This is a genomic window from Billgrantia pellis (genome assembly GCF_008297955.1).
In the GTDB taxonomy this organism is placed as follows: Bacteria; Pseudomonadota; Gammaproteobacteria; order Pseudomonadales; family Halomonadaceae; genus Halomonas; species Halomonas pellis.
The window spans coordinates 625680-650960 of the sequence record NZ_VTPY01000001.1; the positions used below are offsets into that span (position 1 = coordinate 625680).

The 25281-nt window shown below is 64.9% G+C and carries 1 protein-coding gene (cut by a window edge); it reads left to right on the forward strand.

Annotated elements, in window-relative coordinates; all coding sequences use genetic code 11:
• Positions 1–25281 carry the 5' portion of an LEPR-XLL domain-containing protein gene (locus F0A17_RS02985; RefSeq protein ID WP_149326833.1) on the forward strand. The gene runs 834 nt beyond the window's last position, so only the first 25281 of its 26115 coding nucleotides appear in the window; its start codon is at positions 1–3; its stop codon lies beyond the right edge, outside the window.

Sequence of the window (25281 nt, forward strand, 5' to 3'; positions counted from 1 at the left end):
ATGAATCGCCCCCTGCGTAAGCCCCTGTCGGACCTGATCTCTTCGCTGGCGCGCAAGTCGCGTCGTGCCAAGCGTGCCCAGGCCGAGCCCTCGCGTTTCATCTTCGAGGGGCTCGAGCCACGCATGCTGCTCTCCGCCGACCCGATGACGGCAGCGGTGGCCGCCGGCAGCGACATGGTGCTGCGCATGTCCGAGGACGAGCAGCGCCTGGAGCTGGTGGAGCGCCTGGAGGAGCAGGAGCAGTTGCTCCACAGCTTCGACCTGGCGGCGGCGCGCGATGCGGGGAGCATCACGATTCAGGGCAGCGAAGACGACGACTCGCTGAGCTTCGATGCCAACCTGTTGGATGTCGATCTGAGCGGGCTGCTGATCAATTTCCACGGCGGCGACGGCGACGATACCCTGAACCTGGCCAACAGCCAGGGGCTGGTCATCAACTTCGTGGGGGGCGAGGGCGATGACCGTATCCAGGGTCTCGAAGCCGGCACCGAGTGGACCGTGACCGGTACCGGCGAGGGCCGGGCCGAATATCTGGCCAACGAGACGCTGAGCGCCAACTGGCTCAGCTTCAGCGGGATCACCGACATCGATGTGGCCTGGTATCTCGAGGCGGGCGATATCGCCCCCGAGGACGACGGCTTCGTGCATCGTCTCTCCGCCACCGTGGACGGCATGAGCTGGGCGCTCTACGACGAGCGCAGTCTGGCCTTGGGCGGTATCGCCTTCGAGGGCGTCGACGTTCTCGTTGGCCGGCACAGCCAGATCCTGGACTACTCCGACTATGCCACCTCGGTGGCCGTCGACCTGGGCACCGGTGACGCCAGCGGCTTCAAGCAGGTGGGCGGGTTTGGCCATGTGATTGGCACCAACGGCGACGACATTCTGATCGGCGATGCGTCAGCGACCCAGGGCGTGACGCTGGACGGTCGCAACGGCGACAACCTGATCGTTGGCGGCGGCGGTAACGATCTGCTCAAGGCGGGCGCGGGCCAGAGTACTTTGGTTTCCGTCGGCGGCAACGACACCTTCGCCCTGAGCGGCAGCCTGGGCGACGACGTCAGCCCCGAAGAAGCTGAACTGACCTACGTGGTGGAGCGATCAGCCGGGAACATCATCCTGCTCAACGAGGGCTCTCAGGCGCAGATCTCGACCCAACTGGGCAGCGTGGCGTTCACTCATCAGCCGGTGGAGATCGTGCTGGCTGCTGCGGGCGATGGTCAGACCCTGAGTGCCGCCGGCTATGCGCTCGGCGGGGTGACCTTTCAGGCGCGGGACACTGCATCGAATACCACCATGCTGGGCAGCCAGCAGAGCGACCGCTTCATTCTCGGCGCGGGCGGCGGCACGGTGAAAGCGGGCGGCGGTGACGAGAACCTGATCGAGGCCCAGGCCGACGCGAACATGACGCTGAGCGATGCACAGTTGGCCGTTTCCGGCTGGTCGCTGTGGCAGCTCGAGAACGTGCAACTGGCCTACCTGGTAGGCGGCGAGAGCGGCAACGTGCTCGATGCCCGCAGCTTCACGGGACAGGTGCGTCTGGAGGGCGTAGCGGGCAACAACATCCTTTATGCCGGTAGCGGCGGCGCCATTCTGATCGGTGGCAGTGGCGACGATGAGCTTTATGGCGGCGCCGGTGACGACGTGCTGTTCGGCAATCGGGGCAACAACCTGCTGGACGGCGGCGGCGGTGACAATACGGCCATTGCCACCACGTCTCACTCGTTGCGCCTGTTCGACAGGGGGGGGGACGCCATGCTGCGGCGCGGCGATTTTGCCGAGCAGCATGAGCTGGTGTGGCAGCGCACCGCCGGCGACAAGGTCGAGTTTCATTTCGGCGATGAACAGACCATTGCCTTGAGCATCGATGCCGAGGCCTTGGAAGTGCAGCACGCCCTGGAGCAGCTAATGGGTATCGGTGCGGGCAACCTGCAGGTCGCCCGTGAGATAACGGACGACGAGGTGCGCTGGACGGTGCGCTTCGTCGGCGACTTCATGCGGCTGCTCGACGATGGCACCTTTGCCAGGGACCTGGATGGTGAGGCCTTCGGCGTGGCGCTGATGGGAGCCGGCGCGGCTTCGGTAATGTCGACCCAGACCCGCGCCCGCCAGGCCGGCAGCGATACGCTGGTCAACATTCACAATGCGGTGCTCGAGGCGGAGTTCGGCAATACCGTACTCGATGCTCGCGGTTTCAGTGGCAGCGTGCTGCTGCAGGGTGGCAGCGGCAACGACACCTTCTATGGCGGCGAGGGTTTCACGCAGTTCGTCACCGTGGCTGGCGACAATACCATTCATGCCGGCAGCGGCGAGAACGACATCACCGGTGGGGCGGGTCGCGACCACCTCATCGTGGCCCTGGCCTCCGGCCAGCAGATTGTCACGGTAGGGGGCGACAGCTTCCAGGTCGACGGCACGGTTTCGCACTATGTCAATGTCGATCTGCTGACCCTGGTGGGCAACGACGGCGACAATGCGCTGGATGCCGGCGGCTGGCATGGCCTGGGCGAGCACAGCTCATTGATCGAGCTGATGCAGCGTGGCGGTGCGTCGCAAACGGACATCGAGGCGTTCCTTGCCGCACTGGGCGGACGCTTCGATCCGCAGGCCCTGGCGGACATGGGAGCCACCGCGGCCGTACTGGACATCACCCTGGCCAACGGGCAGACACACAGCCTCAACGTTTCCGATGCCCGCACCCTGGGCGACCTGCTGCTGCTGCTGGGTACCGTGGAGGGTCTGGCGGCGGAGTTCGACGCCGCCGAGGGCCGTCTGCGCGTGGTGGATAACACAAGCGGCGCCGGCAGCTTCGCCATCGCTGCCAACGACACCGCCGCGATTCTGACCGATGCGCTGGGCTTGGGCATGACGGGCGGCGAGTGGCTGAGCCAGGCCCTGGCCGGTACGGGGGTGGTGATCGATGCCAGGCCGGGGGGCGACAATACCCTCACCGGCAGCCGTGGCGACGACCGCTTCATCGTGGTGGGGGGCGAGCACGAGATAGACGGGCGCGCTGGCACCAATACCCTGGTGGTCGAGCACGACGCCGACATGACCCTCGAAGACGACACCCTGACGCTGGGTGAACTCGAAACTGCTCTCACCAGCATCCAACTGGCCGAGCTGCTATTGACCGGCGGCAGCGGTGTGATGCTGGAGGCCACCGCTTTCACCGGCATGACGCAGTTCCGGGTGGCAGAAGGGGCAACCGCTACCGTCAAGGCCAAGAGCGATGACAGCGTAACTGTGGATCTCGCCGCCAACAGTTTGACGGGTCTGGATGGCGTCACCGTAGAAGGGGGCGCGACTCTGGTCGGCTACTGGAAGGGCGACAGCACGCTGGATGGCATCACCCGAGCATTTACCGACCATATCGAGCTGCGCGCCGACGGCCGATTGACGATTACCGGCTCGAATCTGACCACCGACGGCAGCGATCTGACGCTGATCGCACGACATGTAACCATCCATGGCGCCAGTGTGCTGAACACACATGGTGGCAATCTGCACGTCAGTGCCCAACTGCCATCCACAGTACTGGCGCCGGTCAACAGCTTCGTCGACGTGGGGCTGTTCGATCTCTCTCTGAATATCGGCGATGCTACCCTGACCGGTGGCAGCGTGCGTATCGACGCCCTGCTGATCGACCCCGAGCGCGACTGGTTCAACCAGCGCACCGGGGTTGGGCTCATCGACAAGGGCATCGATGCCACCCTGAATTTCCTGCAGGGGCTATCGCTGTTCGGCAGCATTTCCACCCTGATTGCCAACGCCACCATCGATATCGGCGGAGATGCCAAGATCACCGCCACCGACGGTGACATCGTGGTGGCCTCGGAGATCGACATCACCGCCGATGTGTCGCCCACCAAGGCGTGGGGACTCGGCGTATCGGTGAGTACGTTGATCACCCGCTCCAACGTGCATGTGCATGGGCAGCTGACGGCATCCAACGACATTCACCTCAGCAGCCGCGTGGCCACGACCCAGAACGTGGAAGCCGCGCCGGGCGGGCTCGGCGGTGTGGCGGGCGCGGTGGCGGTGAGCGTGCTGGTGAGCGAGTCGCGGGTGATGGTATGGAACGATGCCATCATCAAGGCGGGCAATGATCTGACCGTTTCCGCCACCACGGTGGAGAACAACGCCACGAAAGCCGCTTCAGCCCCCGACAAGGGCGTAGTGGGCATCGCCATAGCGGTGAACGTGGAAAGCAGTCGCACCGAGGCGCAGCTGGCCGGCAGCGTCACGGTCGGCAATGACCTGCTGGTGGAAGCGACGACCAAGCAGGGTGAGAGCAACGGTGCCGTCACCGCCAGTGCCGGCACGGCCAAGCCTTCCGGCGGGCCGAGCGATCTGCGCGACGGCATCGAGTCGTCGTTCAAGGATGCTTCGCCCACGGCGATGATCGGCAATACCCAGAGCGCCATCACCGACAAGATCACAGACAAGATCAAGGCGACGGTCGGCGAGAAGGCGCCCAATTTCATCGGCAAGCACTTCCGTGAGTCCGAGGGAGAGAAGAAGAACTCCCTCGACGTAGCCGCTGCCCTGGCGGTTTCCGTCGACATCAACATTGCCGAGGCGCGCCTGGGTACCAGCGTCGATCGGGCCGGCAATGCGCTGGGCGATAACGAACGCAGCCGCATCGATGTCGTGGGCGACGTTACGGTGCAGGCGCTGAGCCAGCATCGGCCCGCCGTGAGTGCCAGCGGTAGCGCCGAAGGAGTCGACCCGAACAAGAAGGAAGAGGAGAAGAGCTTCACCGACAAGGTGCTGGGTAACACCATTTTCGCCAAGGCCCTGGCCGGCAAGAAAGAGACTGCGGTGAAGGGCAACGACTCCGCCGAGGCACAGAAGAAGCAGGCCCAGGACGACAAGAGCGAAGCCAGCGAGGCGGCCAAGGTGGGAGTGGCCGGTGCGGTGAGCTTCGGCCTGCTCGACAACAGTGCCAGCGCCACCCTCGAGGGCAACGTCGACCTCAATGCCGGCAAGGCGATCTCCGTCGAGGCCGCGAGCCTCAATACGGTGGATATCGGCAGCCTGTGGGGCATGAACCTCTATACCGCCGGAAAGGCTTTCGACGATCTCGAAGGCACCTACGACCACACCAGCAGCGAAGGCAGCATGGCCACTGCGCCGAGCGACAAGGTTCTGGTGGCGGACGGTCACCAGGCCGGTGGCGAGGCTGGGGCCGTCTATCGATTCCTTGGCGAGAACGCCGAGAACATCGATCTTGCCAGCGAGGACTTCTCCGACGACGAGCGCTGGGAGTACTTGGGGACGCCGCTCGATATTCGCATCGGCGAGTTCGTCGATACCCTGAACGGCTACACCGCCGGTGGTCTCGGCCTGCCCGGCAGCTTCGACAGCTGGACCATGGCTACCGCCGAGGGCAGCAAGCTGGCTGTGGCGGGCTCGGCCAATGTCTTTTTGGTTAACCAGAATAGTGATGCGCGGATTCGCGAAGGCGCGCGTATCAACCTGGGCGATGAGGCCGACATCGGTGCCGTGGAGCCCCAGGCAGGTCAGAGCGTCAGTGTCGTGGCGCGCAACGACAATCACCTCTTTTCTCTGATCGGCAACGTCAGCCTGCCTTCGTTCTCCGGGGCCAACGAGGCCGACGGCGACGCCTGGAAGAAGGCCTTCAAGAACGATATCGATACCATCAAGTCGGGCCTTGCCGGCGTGAAGTCGGAGGGTAGCGCCATCGGCGCCGCTGTGGGTGTGCATCTGCTGGGCGGTAACGCCACGGCGATGATCGAGCGCGGTGTGGAATTGGTGGCCGACAGCCTCGATGTGCGGGCCGCCAACGAGACCCTGCTGCTCGGGATGGGGGTTTCCAGCGGCCAGGCCGATAAGGTGGCGTTCAATGCCACGGCGGTGGCCAACATCGTGAGCAATTCCACCCTGGCCCAGGTACAGGACGGCGTACAGCTGAAGATCGGCAACGGCAGCGTGGAAGGCGAAACTGCAGGTCCGTCGCTGCGTATCAGTGCCAACGACGATACCTACGCCTTCGGCATTGCCGGCGGTGTGGCGCAGGGCGGGAGCGTAGGCATCGGCGCGTCGGTGGTGGTCTCGGTGATTGAGAGGGATACCACGGCGGTGCTCGGCAGCCTGGCCGAGGATCTGGCCTTCGCAGGTCGCATCACCGTGGGCGGTGACGCTCTGGTCGAGGCCAATACCTTCGGGGTGGTGGTCGACATGGCGCTGGCCGGCGCCAAAGCCGGCGGCAAGTCCGCCAGCGGCGTGACCTCGTCGGGCGGCGCCGATCCCGGCAGCGGCGGTAGCGGTGAGGACGACCCCAACAAGTGGCCCAACAACCAGAGCAACTATGACAATGTGTTGGCCGAGCTGACGGGCAAACTGGGCCAGGGCGGCGGTAGCGGCGGCGGCACTGGCGGCGGTGATCAGAAGGGCGGTTTCGGTGTCGGCGTCTCCGGTTCCGTGGTGGTACACGTCGGCAACGACGACACCCAGGCGCTGGTGCAGGGGCTCGAGCTGTTCGATGTGTCGGGTTCGACCCGCGTGGCGGCCAATGACAGCACCCATCTGGGCCTACTGGCGGGCGGGGCTTCGCTGAGCCTCGGTGGCAGCGGAGCTCAGGTGGCGGTAGCTGGTGCCGCGGCACTGGCCTTTCAGGATGGCATTACCCGGGCGCGTATCGACCATGTCGCCCGATTCGATAGCCAAGGGGTGGCGGTCGAGGCGCTGCGCGATGGCTGGGTGGTCGTTGCCTCGGCCGGGCTGGCCATGGCCAAGGGCCAGAAGGGCTTCGGTTTTGCCGGTTCGGCCAGCGTGCTGCGCTCGCTGCGCACCGTGGACGCCGGTCTGCTCAATATCCAGGCCGGCAGCCTGGGCGATGTGAGCGTCATCGCCCGCGATGCGGCCAATACCATTCTCGTTGCCGGCGCGGTGGCCGGTGGCGGCAAGGCCGGCGTGGGCGGGGCAGCCGCTTATGCCGAGATTTCCCACGATGCGCAGGCGCGGGTCGATGGTCTGGGTGGCGATGGCGCTGCCATGGCCGTGACCGGTATGTCGGTGGATGCCGAAAGCGAGGCGCTGATCGTCAGCATTGCGGGCTCCGCCGGTATCGGCGCCAGCGCCCAGGGCGTGGGCCTGGCCGGTACCGTGGCGATCAATCGCATCGAGAACACCACCCAGGCGCTGCTCAAGGATGCTTATCTGACGGCGCCCGAGGCAGAAGGCGAGCAAGATGCCGTACCGTTCGCCGTGCGGGTGAGCGCCGAGGATTGCAGCAGCATCTGGTCGCTTTCCGGCGCGGTGGGCGTGGGTGGGACGGCCGGTTTCGGCGCCGCCATCTCGGTCAATTATCTTTCCAACACCACCAGTGCGCTGATTCAGGGTGGTGTCATCGAGCAGGCAGCCGGCGTGGCAGTGCTGGCCGCCAATACCGGCCTGATGCGCACACTCACCATTGGTGTGGGTGCCAGCAAGAAGGTGGCCGGCTCGGGCAGCGTGTCGGCCAATATCATTGCCAACTCGTTGCGGGCGGGCATCGATAGCCAGCGTATCGAGGCATCCCAGGCGATCTCGGTGCTGGCACAGGACCGCACCCAGTTGATCGCCATCAGCGGCGCTGCTGCCGGTGCCGGAAAGGCGGCGCTGGCCGGCAGCGTGTCGGTCAACATCATCGACAACGATACCCGGGCCACGATTCTCGACAGTCATCTCACCACCGATGAGGGGGTGCGGCTCAGTGCCACCTCCAGCTCGCTGGTGGTTTCGGTGGCCATTGGCGGCGCGGGGGCCGGCAAGGTGGGGCTGGCGGGCGCGGTGACGGTCAATCTGGTGTCCGGCCAGACGGTCGCTCAGGTCAAGGACTCTGAGCTGACGGCCGGTGGCGATATCCAGGTCCAGGCCACCGACAGCGCCCAACTGGTGGTGGTGGCCATCGGTGCCGCCGGCGCCGGCAAGGTGGCGGGCGGTGTCAGCAGTACCACGGTACAGACCGACAATGCCATCCTGGCGCTGGTGGAGGGCGGCCGGCTGGAAGCCAATAACGTCAGGATATGGGCAGGGCTGGCCGAAGATACCGAGCGTGGTGCCTTCGACCTCGAAGCACTGACTGGGGTCAATCCGGAAACCGAAGGTACCGAGCTCGCCGAGGGTGAGGACGAGCCGGACATTGCCGCGCGTGACATGGGCAACCTCAATTGGTCTTCCGGTGTCGTGAGTGTGAGCATCGCCGGATCCGGTGCAGGGGCCGCGGCCGGTTCCGCAGCGGTGAGCCTCAACTGGATGCGCAGCTCGGTTCGTGCCGAGGTGAGCGGCGATGCCGTGGTGGTGTCGCGTAATGATGTCGAGGTGAAAGCCTACGATAAGAAAGGGCTGGCCAGCTTCGCCTTCGGCGTGGCCGGGGCCGGCAAGGTGGCCGGTGGCGCTGCCATCTCCTTCAACTACATCGGCGGCGATCCTTCGGATCCGTCGCGAACCATCGATAACACCAGCGACGACGACGTCAATGCCTCTCAGGACATGCTGATCCTGGAGGGCAGCGGCAATACCTTCGGCTATAAGGCCGGCCAAGTGGCGGCGGTGATCGACAATGCCGAGGTGACTGCCGAGGCGGGCAACGTCACGGTCGAATCCCATGCCGAAGCCCAACTGCTCAACATCACCGCCGGCGGTGCCGGAGCGGGCAAGGTGGCCCTGGCCGGTTCCATCGGCATCAACTTCATGCAGCACGACCTGCTGGCGCGGATAGGCGGCGGTGCACAGGTGACCGCTAATGCTGCCGGAGACGCGGCGCAGACGGGCCACGTATTCGTCAGCGCCTCCGTGGCGCCGATCATGATCAACATTGCCGGTGCCGCGGCCGGCGCCGGTGCCGTTGGCCTGGCGGGAGCTTCTGCCACCAATGACATGGCTTCCATCGTCAGCGCCCGTATCGACGGGGCTGCGACCCGGGTGGTGGCGGACGGTAACGTCGATGTTCAGGCACGCTTGCTCAGAGTGACCGACGGCGTGCCGCAGATGACCGTGGACAGCAGTCTGATCCCGGATGAAGAGGAGACCGGCGACCGGCCAGCCACGCCGGAGCAGGGCGACCAGATCTGGAGTTTTGCGCTCAGCGGCGCGGGTGCGGGCAAGGTGGCCGTCTCCGGTGCGCTGTCGTTGAACTGGCTGCGCAGCAACGTCGAGGCAGTGATCGATGCCGCCGAAGTGAATGCCGAGGGCGACGTGCGCGTGGCCGCCTCCGACGATCTGGGCCTGAACGCCTTCACCGTGGCGGCTTCTGGCGCCGGCGCTTTCGCGGCCGCCGGCTATTTCGCCTACAACTACGTTGGCGGCAACCCCGACAATCCCGCTGACGATGCCAGCAACCGCATCGCCGCATTGATCCAGAACGGCGCCAACGTCACGGCCGGTGGCAGCGTGCTGCTCGAGGCCACCTCCGATTCGCGCATCAACGCCTACACCATCGGCGGTGCGGTGGCGGGCTTCGCCGCGCTGAGCGGTACCACCACCCTCAACTTCACCCGCAAGGAGATTCGCGCCGAGGTGCTGGGCGGCGCTACCCGTGTGGAAGCTGGCGAGCACATCCTGGTCGAGGCCGAGGACAGCAGCCGCATGACCTCCGCCAGTGTTCAGCTCAACGTGGCGGTGAAGGGCGGAGCGGCCGGTATCTCGGTGGTTTACCACGACATTCAGAACCGTATCGTGGCGGGTAGCCAGGGTGCCGAACTGGAAACCCGCCAGAATGGTGGCGGCGACGTAGTCATTCGCGCCGACTCTCTCTCCAGCAACCTGATCACCAGTGCCGGGGTCACCTACGGCACCTTCGGAGCCGGGGCAGCCAACGCCGGCAGTTCGGTGATCCGCAACCTGGCAGAAGCGCGGGTGGACGGGGGGGCGGTGCGTGCCGACGGCACTCTGCTGGTGCATGCCGACGTGGTCGATACCAGTCGTCTCGTGCTGGGTACCGTGGCAGCCGGGGCCGTGGCCATCGGCGGCGGGGTGTCGGTCGATCTGATGGGCAGCGACAGCCGCGCCTGGATTGGCGGCCATGCCGACGTGCTGGCGCGGGGTAACGGCGATGGTCGTGCCGTGACGCAGCGTTGGGACGATGGTTGGAAAACCGAGAGTCGCAAGGGGGTGGTGGTATTGGCCACCAGCCACATGACCTTCCTGACCGTGGCGGCCACGGTCGCCGGAGGCGCCGGTTCGCTGGCCGCCAACGTTACGGTGGACGGAGTCAACGGCTCGACTCAGGCCTATATCGAGAATGCCAGGGTTCGTAGCGCCGGCGACGTGGTGGTACGCGCTCTGCATCATACCGACGCCGATAGCGGTGGCGGTGCGGCTGCCATCGGTGCCGGTCTGGCCGCGGCAGCGGGTGTCGACACGACCCTGCTTGGCCATCGCACCGAGGCCTGGATCGATGGTTCGGGTTACACCTCCCCAGAAGCCATGGTGAAGGCCGATGAGGCGCTCTTGGTCGAGGCCAAGGCCGACGTGGTGTTCCTCTCCGTGGTCATGGGTATCGCGGTGGATATCGCACCGGGCGCGGCGCTGGCCGGCTCCGCCAGTGCGGTGAACGTCTCCATGGAAACCCATGCCACGGTGCGCCAGGCCGGCATCGAGGGTCGCACCATCGACGTGCGTGCCGAGAACCATGTCGATGGGCGCTACATCGTCGGTGCCCTAGCCGGCAGCGGCGGTTTCGGCGCCGGCGCTTCGTTGGCCGTGGGCCTGCTCAATCCCAGGGCGGTGACGTCGATTCAAGGGGCGACCCTGACGGCAAGCAACGACATCCGCATTGCCGCCAGGCAGACCCTGGACATGGGCATCAGCGTGGTGGCCGGTGCCGTGGGCGGCGGCGCGCTGTCCGGTGCCTTCTCGGTGATGATGGCCGATGCCCATACCGAGACTCGCGTTGCCAGCTACGGCGGCCAGCGCAGCGAGCTGCGCTCCACCGGGGGCTCGGTGGAGGTGCTGGCCGAGACGTTGACCAGGATGAACGTGCGTGAAAACGCCGGCGACTATCTGCAGGGGGTGGGTGCCGTCAGTGCAGGGGGCGTGGGGGCCGGTGCCTCGGTGGAGGTCATGGTGCTGCGCGAGCGTACCCTGGCCACCATCGATGACCACAGCCTGGTACATGCCGCCGGCGACATTCGCGTGGAAGCCCTGCTCGAGCGCGACATCAACTCGGCGGTGCTGGCCTTTACCGCCAGCGGTTCGCTCAGCCTCAACGGTGCCATCTCAGTCATCAGTCTGGGGGCGGGGCTCAGCGAGGATGCCGTTGCCGACGTCGAGGAGCTTGGCAAGCTGGTGTCGGATTCCTTCGCCGGCTTCGCCAACGGCGACTATGCCATGCAGGAAAGCGCAAGTTCAGGCGACTCCGGCATCGAAGACGACGATGAGGACCCGTACGACCCGGCAGACTTCGAGCGCGACTTCGATGCGCCGGCCAACGCCGGCAATCAGAACCAGGCCAACCGCAAGACCACCAACCAGGCCCTCGATGAGCTGACCTTCCAGGTGAGCTTCGATGTCGAGAAGAATGGCCAGGTGATCGGCGACACTACCGCCAAGGTGGGTCGTTTCACCGAGCTTGTTGCCGGCGGCGATATCGTGGTCGAGGCACGGGAAGTGCTCGACATCGGCATCGTGACGGGTGGCGCCGCCATTTCGGGCATTGCCAGCGTAGGCATCTCCATTGCCGTGCTGGAGCTCAACGGCGCGGTGAGCGCTGCCGTGGGCTACGGTAGCTCGCTCACCGCCGATGGCGACGTTCGCGTGACCAGCCACGCACAGCTGAACAGCAGTCTGCATGCCGTGGGGGGCGCTGCGGCCCTGGGTATCGCCATAGGCGGCCAGAGTACTATCATCCTTGATCGCAGTATCCAGCAGGCCTATATCGAAGATGCCGGCACGCCGGCTCAGGCCGTCGTCATCAACACGCCCGGCAACCTGACGCTCAGTGCCAGTGTCGATCGCCAGCATCAGGCGTTGGCGGCCGGCGGCAGCATCGGCCAAGTGGCTGCGGGTATTTCCGTGGGCGTGGTCGAAATCAGTGGTGCCACTCAGGCGTGGCTCGGTGAGCGCGCGGTACTGGGTGGCGATACCCTGTTGAATGACGTGACGGTATCGGCCACCAGCCTCGACAGGGTCAGTCTGACCGTTGTCGCCGTGGCAGCCGGCTTGGGCGGCGCCGGCACCGCCAACGTCTCCACCGTGAGTCTTTCCAACGACGTCCAGGCTTGGCTGGGCAGCGGTGTCACGCTCAGCGCCCTGGGCGATGTGGTCGTCAGCGCACTGCATACCCCGCGGGTCAGCGTGGAGTCCCTCGGGGTGGCGGTGAGCGCCGGCATCGGTATCGGCGCCTCGGTGGTGGAGGGCAATCTGGGCACCCGGGTGCTGGCCCAAGTGGGTACGCCTGGTAGCGCCAATAGTGACATCAGCCTGCGCGCTGCCAATCTCACCGTTCAGGCGGGTAGCACGCTGCTGAATGGGGATCCGTCGATGTATGCCTCGGCCGTCGGTTCCGCCGGTGGGGCGCTGCTGGGTCTCAATGCCACCGTGATCACCCTGCGTGACAACAGCCGTGCCGACGCCTTGATCGGCGATACGCAGTCCAGCCGCGCCGTGCCGGGCGAGCCGCAGAGTGGCAACAATATCGAGGTGGCCGGCCACCTGCGGGTCGTCACCGACCTGCGTACGTCGCTGGAAGGCCGGGCCATCAGCGTGGTGGGCGGTTTGGTGGCAGCCGGCGCCGCCGTGGTGGACGTGCGCCAGAACACCCAGAGCCGGGCGAGGATCGGCGATGGCCATCTGATCGGGGCCGGGCGCGTCAGCGTCGAGGCCGGCGGTCACCAGCAGGCCGAGCTCTACTCCTTGGCCGGTAGCGGCGGTGTGGTCGCCGGCGCCGGTGCCGGTAACCACCTGCGCCAGACGGCTTCCACCCACGCCACGGTAGGAGCCTCGACCCTCGCCGTGACGGCGCCGCTGGCGTCTACCGACTCCGATGCCGGCAAGCTTCTGATTCGCGCCAACCAGACCTTCGAGATGGAGAGCCAGATACTGGCTGCGGCGGGTGGCGTGTTTGGCGGCACCGGGGCAGAGGCGCGCTTCCGCATCACCGCCGATACCCTGGCTGGTGTTTCGGCCAACGCCAATGTCACCGCCGACAGCCTGGACATGTTTGCCGAGAGCGAAGTGATTCGTGAACGTCTGGCCGGGAACGGCAACGACACCATTCGTGGTGTCGCCGGAGGTGCCGTGGCCGGTGCCGGTGCCAGCACCGATGCGCTGTTCGATCTCGATACCCGGGTGGAAGTGGGTGCTGGGGCTAAATTGACCACTACGGTGGGCGACCTGCGCCTGGAGGCGTTCAACGCCATCACCTTCCACGACCAGATCAACCTCACCGCAGCCGGCCTCGGCTCCGGTGCCGGCATCACCTCGCACATTCGCGACGACGACATGGCGGCCAGCGTGTTGATCCACCAGAACGCCGTGCTGCACAGTGCCGGCGAGCTGGTGGCGACGGCACGCGGAACGGGTGACCTGAGCTCCGTCCTGCTGATGGATACCTACGGTGCCGCCACCGTAGGTGTGGGCGATGTGCGGGTGATCCTGAGTCCCTCCAATCGCATCGTAATGGCCGAGGGGGCGAGTGCCACGGCCTTTGGCGACATCAACTTCGCGGCAGGAGGCGATATCCGTGGCAACCGCGATGTCTATGCGTTGAGTGCGATGCTGGATAGCTTCGCCGGCAGCCTGATTCCCATCGAGGACCTCAATGCCCGGGCCGAGATGGATCAGTCGCACCTGATCGATATCCGCAGCGGTGCCGAGCTGGTGGGCGCACGGGACATCACCCTATTCACCGAGCGCTTCGGCTTCAGCGACATGAATGCCCAGGCCAAGGGCGTGAGCTGGATTTCGGCGGTCACGGGGGCCATCGATGCCGCTCTGGGGGGTGGCGGCGGCTCCGAGATACTCGATGGCGATGTGGTGACCCGCTCCAACGGTCGGGTCAACATCGACGGCACGGTTCGCACCGGTATCGATCGGCACCAGCGTCTGGTGCTGGAAATGGCCGACATCGATTCGCAGGCCCGCGAAATCAATGAGATGTTGGAGTCTTTGCGCAGTGAGCTGTGGACCATTCGCAGTGTCAATGAGCCCGAGATTCTGTCGCTGCTGGGTCAGATCGACGCGCTCGAAGCCGAGCTGGCGTTGCTCGAGGAGCAACTGGTCGAGTTGAACGATGAGCTGGTGGCGCTGGAGGCGGAGAAAGTCGAGCTCGAGGACGAGCTGGGCGATTTGCAAGATGAGCGGGTGGGGCTGAACGATGACCTCGCGGCCGCTGAAGCGGCGGAGGACGACGATGAAATCGCCCGGCTCCAGGCCGCCATCGCGGCCAAGCAGGGCGAGATCACGGCCAAACAGGACGAAATCGGTGCCAAGCAATTGGCCATCACGGCCAAGAACGCTGCCATTGCCACCACCGAGCAGTCGATCGCCGGTAAACAGGGCGACATCACCGCCAGGCAGGACCAGATCGCTCAGAAGCAGAGCGTGATCGATGCCAAGCAGGCCGAGATCGATGTCAAGGAAGCCGAACTCGATGCGCTGTTCGCCGGCAATGCCGGCAATTTCCTCGTCGCGCGGGAGGGCTACGACGATATCGGCTTCAGCGTGGGCTACACGCGGGGTCAGTCCGAACTGGTCGACGAGCTGCGCGACCTCAGGGAGCGCTTCGCGCTGTACCGCAATTCCGGCAATCAGCAGTTGGTCGATTTCTATACGAACGAGATCGCTCGTATCGAGCAGCGTCTGCTTGACGAAGGCTTTGCCGAGAAGATCGGCAACGACATCCTGATCAACGAGGTGGACCAGCTCACGGTCTACATCGACGATGTGTGGGCCCAGGCGGGCACCGTCTACGTATTCGCCGACGACCTCACCGGCAGCGGCGAAGTGGATGCCCCGGGCGATGCCAGCATTACCATCCTCAACACCGCGCCGTCGCGCATGGTGTTGGGCCGTACCGAGATTCCTCAGGTGGTCGGCGGCCTCTACTTCAACCTCACCGAAGTGGACAGCTACGAAGCCATCAACCTGCTCAATGCGAGCCTGACCACGACGCTTTCGGGTCTCAACCCGGCGGGTAGCGAGGAGGCGACGCCGCGTATCACCATCGTCAACAGCCGTGGTGTGGTCTTCAATACCAATGATGCCACCCAGGAGCAGGTACTCAACGCCCTGGTGCGGGGCCTGCAACTGGAAGGGCTCAGCGGCTCGGCACGTGATGCCTTCCTCTACGACAACAACGACTATGGCAATGCGCCGGCGGCCAGCGTGCTATTTGCGGTCACCGGTATTACCCGCAACGTCTCCGGCGAGATCGTCGCCTATGCGGCGGGCTCGCTGGAGATCGAAGGAGAGATGCGTGCCGAGAGCCTGCTGCTTTCATCAGCAGGAGAAATATCCGTGCGCGGCCTGTCGCAGTTCAACCCTGGCGGCAACCCCGACGCTCAAGCCGTGGACGCTCACAGCGGCGACGGAGTCGGTCGGCTCAGCGAGGAGGCGCTGGAGGCGATTCGCAACAGCCGCGGCGATTCGCCGGATCTTTCCGCCGGCGTGATCGTGATCGATGCCGAGTTCGTCAACCTCAACGGCTACATTCGTGCCGGCGAGGACAGTTATCGCCTGGTGCTGGGTGACGCCGATGCCCAGCGTATCGCCGATCATATCCGCAGCGGCAGCACCAGCAGCATCGTGCTGCCGGCCTCCAGCGGCACGGCGCTGGCCATCTTCAACCCGCGCACCGGCCAGATCGAGGTGCAGAACATCGCCATCGAGGGCGGTCGTCTCGATATCACCGGCCATGTGGTCAACACCGGTAACGGACTGCTCGAAGTGCTGGGTGGCTATGGCACCATCGAAGTCATCAACAATACCCAGTATACCCTTGCCGTGGGCGGGCTGGACGTGAGCCGTCCGGGCCAGGGGATCCTGCGCATCAACGATAAGTTTACCGGGCAGCACGAATACACCTACGACCCGGATGGCAACAACACCTATACCTTCAAGCCCAGGGAGGACGCTCGCTACGGTTTCAGCGTGGCCCAGGACAGCACCGAGCGTCGCTATGCCGTCAAAGGTTCCAGCAGCTGGCTGGGCATCGATGCATTGGCCGCCGACCCACGCACGCTGAACTGGGGGGACATCGAATACACCCCTGGCAAGCTGCAGGAAGCGCTTTCCTATTTTTACGTCGGCAATGAGAGCGGCTACCAATACGGCGAAACACAGGTGGGGGCGGGCGACGGAGAAGAGCTGCCGGATTGGAACGACATCGAGGCTAAACTGGTGGACAAGTGGTCCACCAGTACCTGGTATGGCAAGAAGACCCACTACGGCAAGTTCGTGCAGGAGCGCGAGAGCGTGATTCTGCATACCCACTCGGTGGAGGCCAACCGCGACGTACAGATTCGATTCATCGGTAACGCTACCGGCACCATCAACATCGATTCTCGCGGTGACGTGGTGCTGATCGGCGATCTCGCCAACCACAACGGCACCAGCACCGTGAAGACGGAAGGGGCCATTCGTCAGAACGACGATCAGCGCCGCGACATTCGCATCAGCGGTGCGGAAATCGTGTTGCGTGCCGAGGACGGTATCGGTAATGGCCGCGCCATCGACCTCCACAGCCGCCTGGGCCCGGATGCGGCCGCGGCACCCCCGATGCGCCTGGATGCCGTGACCGTGCGCGGCGACATCAACGTTCACCAGCTCAACGGTGACCTGACCGTGAACCGTGCCCATGCCGGCGGCAACGTCAGCCTGATGGCCGCCGGCAGTTTGCTTGCCGGCACGCTGCAGGGCGGCGCCACGGCTCATGTGCAGGGTGGCAATCTGACGCTGATTGCCGAGGGCGGCAACATCGGGAGCATCGCTGCCAATAACCCGCTGCTGATTCAGCAGTCGGGCGAAGGGCGCCTCAACGCCACTGCACGTGGCGATATTGCTTTGCATCAGGTCAGCGGTGATCTCGGCGTGGAGCGCATCGTCAGTGCCCAGGGCGATGTCTGGCTGCGGGCCGCGGGCGACCTGCTCGACCGCAACGACGACAGCCGCCGCGACGAGCGTACCATCGAGCAACTTCGCGGGGTGTGGGACCGCATGGGGCTTATCCCCGGCGAAGAGGGGGGACGCATCGAGGCCGCCAAGCAGGAACTCAAGGACCGCAAGGCCAATGAGTACCAGACCTACTGGAACTACCGTTTTGCCACCAGCCAGGATGTGATCACTGGGTTGGTGGACGGCGAGACCTACCGCATCAAGAGCATCGACGAGCACGGCAATCTGCTGCTGGAAGTGGGCAGCGGCGATGAGCGTACGGAAGTGCGACTGGTGGCGCCCGACATTGCCGCGGTCGATCCGCGTGCGGACCATCGCTTCTATACGTCCGGCAGCGACTTCTTCACCATCGACAGTCTTGCCGACGTCACCGCCGACGGCCTGTTGGCTGCCGGCGGCGCATTGGCCGTTGGGCAGACTCTCACCTATCGCCGCGTGGTGGAGTATGACCCCGATCAAGGCGTGATTCTGACCGAGCGCGAACGCAGTGCTTATCGTGAGGCCTTGCTGGAATTGGATCCCTCGTTGGCCGACGACGAGGCCGCTCTCGAGGCGCGTATCGACGGCATCGCTCAGGACCGCACTACCGTCTACCGCCAGCTGCACGCCATCCATGGCGTGGATGGGGACGGCTCGGCGACGCTGCTGCGTGAGCTGAACTACGAGGCGAGACTGACGGCTGCCGAGACGGCCAACATCGAGTCTTCGGTGAAGGAGTGGACCGAGCAGGAGCTGCTGTCGCTGATCGGCGCCGGGCTATTGCAGGAAACTACCAGCACCCGCACCGAGATTCAGGCGGCCAACGTCGAGGCGGCGGGCAACATCACTCTGATTGCCGGCGGTAACATCGGTGTGGCCAGCGGCCGTGAGCTGCTCGACATGACCAACGGGCTGGCGGGGCTGAGCGAGGAGCAGCGCCTGATGCTCTCCGCCGCGGAGCGTCAGGACGTCAGCTACCTCAAGCACGCACCGGTCGACGCCAACGTCAATTTCGTGGTGGGCGATAGCGTCGACGGCATCACCACCGTGACCCTCGAGCGGACCGATGGCGAGGCTTGGGACACCACCTGGTTCAAGCCTGGCGAGACCCTGGACATCCATGGCAGGTCGCTCAACATCACCGAAAACGGGCTCTACTACGAGATCGTTTCGGTGGACGGCGGTACTCTGGTGCTGACCACGGCACTGGACGTGGTGGCCGAGTCAGGTGTAGATGTCGAGCTGGCCACGGTGCTGCTCGATCCGCGCAGTGCCGAGGCTTACGGCTCCGACGGCTTACCGGTCATTCGCTTCATTTCCATCAGCTTGGTTGAAGATTTCAACGTCTATAACGGCGGCGATATCTACGTCGAGGCCGAAGGTTCGGTCTACCTCGGTGCCGATGCCGAAGAGGGCGAGGCGAGCCTGCGACTGGCCAAGCTGCACGCAGGTGCGGATGCCCGCATCAAGGTGTCGGGCAGCATTCTCGCCGCCCAGACCCTTTCGGGGGATCTGGTGATCCGCAGCGGTGATCTCGTGCTGGAGGCGGCCAACGGGCAGATCGGCTCGAACCCGGATTCGCGTCTGCAACTGGAACTCAAGGAAGGCGCGACCGTGACGGCCCGGGCCCAGCAGGGTATCTACCTGCATGCGCTCGACAGCGACATGCGTATCGGCACTATGTTCTCCCAGAGCGGAGACCTGTGGCTGAGTGCCGATGGCAGCATCCTCGACGGCCTGAACCACGGGCTGATCAACATGCTGGCCAACAACATCCATCTGTCGGCCGGTGAGAACATCGGCAGGGAAAACAACTTCCTGGAATTCGCCACGCGTCCTGGTGGCGTGATCAATGCTCAAGCCGGCAACGATATTTATCTGGATACGGTGGATGGCAGCATGACCATCGGCTACATCGAGGCCGGTGAGCATGTGTACCTGCGTGCACTGCAATCGATTCTGGGCACTAATGGCAATGAACTTGCCGGAGACATCAAGGCTACGACCCTGCGCCTGGAGACCCGCATCGGTGGCGTTGGCCAGGCCGACCGTTTGCTGGCGATCATGACCGACGACGAGATCGGGCGCTTGGATCTCGACAGTGCCGACACCGCCTTCGTGCGTGAGGTCCTGGGAAGCGCCAGCCTGGGCCGCAGCGGCGACTTGCGGCTGGGTCAGGTCAGGGCCGGTAGCGACAATACCCTGGCGCTGATCTTCTCGGAGGTGGGAAACATCTTCAATGCTCTGGACGAGGGCGAAATCAACATTCTCTCCTACGGCGTCTACCTGGTCGCTCAGCACAACATTGGCCGTCAGGACAAGGTGATCACCACGGCGACCGGCGTGCTGCAGGGCGAGTCGCGTGAGGGGCAGGTGTACCTGAACAACAGCGGCCACCTGGTGATCGATGGCAAGGGCCTGACTGCGGCGGGTGACATCGAGATCACGACCAATAGCCCCATGACGGTCAGCGAGAAACTGATCTCGCACTCCGGCAACATCTATCTCTACGCCATGGAGAGCAGCGATCCCGACGACAACGGCGACATCGTGACGTTCACCAACGGTGTTCTGGTGGAGGCCGAGCAGGGGAGCATTATCGTATCCGCGGGCGACGGTATCGTCGTCGAGGACGATCAAGTCGTGCTCAAGGCCGCCCACGATATCCTCCTGCGAGTGGAAACCTGGGAGACCACCCTGCTGGGCGCGCGTCTCGACAATACGCAGGCTGAAAGCGTTCTGCGCGGCACTCTTGAGGCGGGCGACGCTATCGTGTTGCGTGGCGGCAACGAGAAAGGACAGCATTGGCTGATCGAAGAGGATGCCCTTCTCATCGCCAATTCCGTAGAGCTGCATACGGGCAATGGCGCTAACCGCTTCGAGCTGCAGGGCCGGATCGAAGCCACCAGCGTACTGCTGAATGGCGGTAATGATGGCGACGTGCTGTGGCTGGCGGGCAGCATCGAGGCCGATCAGGTACTGATCCAGGGCGGCATGGGCGACGACCGCGTGACCTTCGATGGCGAGCACGCCCTGGATCGCCTGGAAGTGGATCTGGGTGCCGGCAACGATACGCTACGCGTGCATGGCATCCTCCATGCCGAACACGGCATGCGTTTCTACGGCGGTGCTGGTGACGACGACCTCATGTTGCATGCCGATGAGCTGATCGGTGAGATCGAACTGCTTGGCGGCGAGGGCAACGATACGCTAACCGTGGTGGAGCTCAACAGCCGTACCGATGGCCTGCTGATGGATGGCGGCAGCGGCAGCGATACCTATCGCATCGTGATGCACCAGGGGGCCAACGCCAACTACGAGATCACCGTAGCCGACGGTGGAGCGATCAACGACGGCGTGGACTTCTTGTTCATCGAAGGCCGCGGCTTTGACGACTACCCCGGTATGCTCGACCGTGACCTGGGGGCCTTCGTGGACGGCGACATGAGCGACCTGTTCCTCATCCGTCGTAACTTCATCGCGCGGCTGGAGGGCGATTCGACCCAGGGCGTTACCGGCGGTAACGTGGAGCGCATCAACTACGGTGCCGACATGAACGGCCGGGTCACGGTCAACGGCCACGACGGCGACGATATCTTCGTGGTGGACGATACCTCCGCCCTGATGACCCTGGACGGTGGCAACGGCAACGACCGCTTCCAGGTCGGCCAGATCTTCGAGGATCACCCCAACCCCGAAGGTACGGCGGTGGGTGGCTACTACGCCTCCGGCGTGCGCGTCGGCGACGAGATCCGCGTGACCGAGACCACGCTTGGCTACCTCAGCTATGGCAACGGCGAGGCCATGGTGATCCATGGCGGCGACGGCAACGATGAGTTCGTCGTCTACAGCAGCAAGGCGGCGCTGCGCATGGAGGGGGAGAATGGCGACAACGACTTCGTGATCCGCGCCTTCGTGGCGGACGACACCATCGACGTGCATGGCGGGGATGGCGACGACAACATCGAGTACAACATCAACGCGCCGGTGAGCATCGACGGTGGCAGTGGTTACAACAGCGTCACGGTGCTGGGCACGGAGGCCGACGACAACTTCGTGATTACCGAGGATGGCGTGTTCGGCGCCGGCTTGCATGTCATCTTCGACAACATCCAACACGTGCGCGTCGACGGCCTGGAGGGCGACGACACCTTCTTCGTGCTCGGCACCCGCTTCGACGTGGTCACCGAACTGATCGGCGGTGTGGGCAGCGACACCTTCATCATCGGCGGCAGCGTCACCGGCCGCGTGATCGTGGCCGACCCGGAAGGGCGCGGCAGCGTGGTGGGACATGGCACCGACTCCCTCGACCCCGAGTACGACAACCTGCCGGCCAACGGCTTGCCGGTCACGGTGGCCGATCCCGACCATCGGGCGGTGGTGGTGGAGCAGCCGGGTGGCAGCACCAGCGTGGTCGAGGGGGGCGCGGCGAGCGCCTGGTGGCTGTCGCTGGCGCTACCCAGCGACGGCATCGCCGAGGGCACCCTGGTGACGCTGACCGTCTCCGCGACCCTGGTCTCGTCCGGCGATCGCGGCCGGGCGGGTGGCGGGCGCGCCGAGACGGTGCTGCTCTCGCTCGACGAGCACGGCGAGTATGCCCAGGCGATCACCGTCGACTTCGTCTTTGCCGACGGCGAGTGGACGCCGCGCCAGGAGATCTTCGTCAAGGCCCCCGAGGATGACGTGGTGGAGGGCACGCGCCAGGTGGCGGTGAGTTACGCCGCCCAGGTGAGCGCGCCCGGCGGGGAGGCGCCGCCCGAGGCGCTGCTCGAGTTGCTGGCGCGTCCGGTCAACAACACCATGGTGACGGTTTACGACGCCAACCAGGGTGACTTGGTTTTCGACGTGCCCAACGGGCGCCTGCAACTGATCGAGGGCGACGCCGTCACCGGCCAGGACGGCAGCTTCGAGGTGCGCCTCAGCACGCCGCCGCGGCCGGGCGAGACGATCACCGTAACGCTGGATCTGTCGGCCTTCGGCGATCGCGTCGAGGCCGTGGGCGGCATCACGCTGACCTTCGATGAGAGCAACTGGGATCAGCCGCAGACGGTGACGCTCAGGGCGGTCGACAACGATCTCGTGGAACACCGCCTGGACGGCCTGGTGGCTTTCCATATCGAGAGTTCCGCAAGCGAAGGTTCCATCTACGCCGAGGCCGAGCCGGGCATGGTGCGGGTCACCGTCTACGACAACGACAGCGCCTCGCTGGTGGTGGAGCAGAACGACGGCCGCACCGTGGTCAGCACCGACGGCGGCACCGGCTACACGCTGCGCCTTACCAAGGCACCGACCGATCCCGTCACGATTCGTCTGTTCAGCGACGGCTTGACCGAGTTCGTGCTCGGTGGGAGCGTGGTGCTGGATGAGGTGTTCGCCGGCAACCTGAGCGTGAGCGTGTTGGCGGCCACCACGGCAGGGCCGATCCTGCGCCTGGGCGAGGGCGGCTGGAACGAGCTCGGCGTCAGCGTGGGCATGTACCTGACGTTGACCGGCGCCGACGGCAATGCGCTGGCGGGCGAGTTCCGGGTCAACCACGTCGATGCCAACGGCGATCTCCATCTCACTGGGGCGGCCGATCTCGACCATCTGCTGGGAGATACCTTGTCATTGACGCAGGTGACCACACCAGCAGTGGTGTTCGATGCGAGCAACTGGTACCGGCCGGTGGAGATCGTGGTGGCGGCCGACCGCCACTTCGTGCCCGCCGAGAATACTGCCTATGACATGACTTTTGCTCCGCAGCCCAATGTGCTGGACCGTATCCAGGGACCGCTGATCATCGACGGTGGCGTGGGCGATGTGGACCGCTCCCTGAACGAGGCGGTCATGCTGCCTGGCGAGCGGGCCGCCTACATCGACAAGGAGGACGACGGCAGGCTCGGCGAGGCCGAGCAGGAGGCCGAGGACACCGACCGCCTCATCATCCATGCCGATGCCAGTGTGGTCGACCTGGTCGGCCGGCTCACTTCCCGCCATGTCGGCGGGCTGGGCATGGGCGAAGGGGTGCTTGTGCAGGAGCGGGACAGTGGTGAGAGTCTCAAGACCGAGCGTGGCATCCACTACCACGGCCTGGAAGTGGTCGAGCTGCTGCTGGGCAGCGGCAACGACGAGCTGACCATTGATGCCGGTCCGGTGGCCCATGAGGGTGCCTGGAGCGTGGCGGAGGTGAATGGACAGGCGATGTTGAGCCGCGCCACGGGGAGCTGGTACGAGGACGGTTTCCGGCGCGGCGACAGCGTGCTGATCGACGGCGAACGCTTCACCGTGCTCGACATCACCCGCGACGGCGGCCTGCTGCTCGATCGGCCGATGACGGCGGTGCCGCGCCCCGGCGTGGCGACGGTGATTCGCGAGATGCCGCTGACCGTGGTGCATGGCGGTGGCGGCGACGACCATATCCGCATCGTCGGCGGCTATGAAGGGCAAATGCCGTTGATCGTGTTCGGCGACACCTCGCGCAGCGGCGAACGCTACAGTGCCGTGGGCGGACAGCCTTCGCGTCTGGCGCAGCCCTTCACCAACCCGGGCAACAATATCCTCGATGCCAGTGGCGCCATCGGCGGCGTGGTGCTGGTCGGTGGCGCCGGCGACGACACCCTGATCGGAGGCAGCGGCAACGATCAATTGTTCGGCGGTGGCGGCAATGACGTGCTGGACGCCCGCAAGGGCGGCAACAACCATCTCTACGGCGACGGCAGCATCGATGTCGACCTCGGCGTTCGTCTGTCCCGGGCGGACGAGGTAATGACGCTGCACGCGGTCACGGGAGACGTGCCGCATGCCACCGGCGACCGCCTCGAGGCCGGCGACAACCGCCTGTATGGCGGCGACGGCAACGACATCCTGATCGGCGATCACGGGGTGATCGAGCTGGACGCGCGCGAGGGCGCGGCCAACCTGCGCCTGCTAGACAGCCAGCGCGTGATTTCGGTGCACAGTACCGATCCCGCTTCCTATGGCCACAATCACCTCGAGGTGAGCGGCGGTAGCAATATCCTGATCGGGGGTAGCGGTAACGACCGGCTTCGTGGTGGCAACGGCGATGACATTCTGATCGGCGATCATGCCGATGTGACGTTCGGACGTGTCAACGACTTCGGCGACATTGTGCGGATCGTGGTTCGGGATGAAGGTTTCGATGGCGACGACATCATCGAGGGTGGTCGTGGCAACGACGTTCTGCTGGGAGGCGGGGGGAATGACATTCTCTACGGCGGCACGGCGTTGAGCGGCAACCACACAGGGGATGACATACTGGTAGGAGATTTTGCCGTTCTAACCTTCGCCAATGGGCAGTTACGCCAACTCGTGACCCTGCCCAGCGCGAGAGCCGGGCATGATGAATTACACGGTGGGGCAGGTAACAACGTGCTCGTGGGTGGTGAAGGCAACGACACCATTACCGGAGGTAACGGTCGTAACATCGTGCTGGCCGACCTGGGCGAGTTGACATGGAACGCTGCAGGGCATCTGGTAAAGGCAACGTCCACCGACCCGGGCAGGGGCGGCAACGATACGGTGACGGTTGGCCATGGCGGCAATTTAGTGGTCGGCGGCGACGGCAACAACACCATTCACAGTGGCGACGGCAACGACCTGTTGGCCGGCGATCACGCCGAGGCGCTGTTCGATCAAAATGGCGTGATCCTCTCCTTCACTTCGCTGCATTTCAATTATGGCGGTAATGACACCATTACCAGCGGGGCCGGCAACGACTGGATCATCGGCGGTCACGGCAATGACGAGATCACCGTCACATCGGGTGACAATGTGGTGCTGGGCGACAATGGCCGGATCCTGGCTCGCGACGGCATTCGCCAGCGCATGGAGAGCCTGGATACCCGCGCCTCTACTGGTGGCAACGACGTAATCCACGTCGGTACCGGCAACGATCAGGTGATCGCCGGGGTAGGCAACGACCATGTCACCAACGTGGCAGGCGAGACCGTGATCATCGGTGATGTGGGCGTGATCCTGAGCGAAGCCCGCGGGCGTTACACCATGGCCGAGACGGGCCGCACCGATCTGGGTAGCGACAACCGGCTGTTCGGTGGCAGCGACCGCGACATCATGTTCGGCGGGAAAGGCAACGACTACCTCAACGGTGGGCCGGGTAACGACATCCTGATCGGCGACTTCGGCCGCGTGACCCGCACGTCGCAGATGATCACGGTGGAAACCATC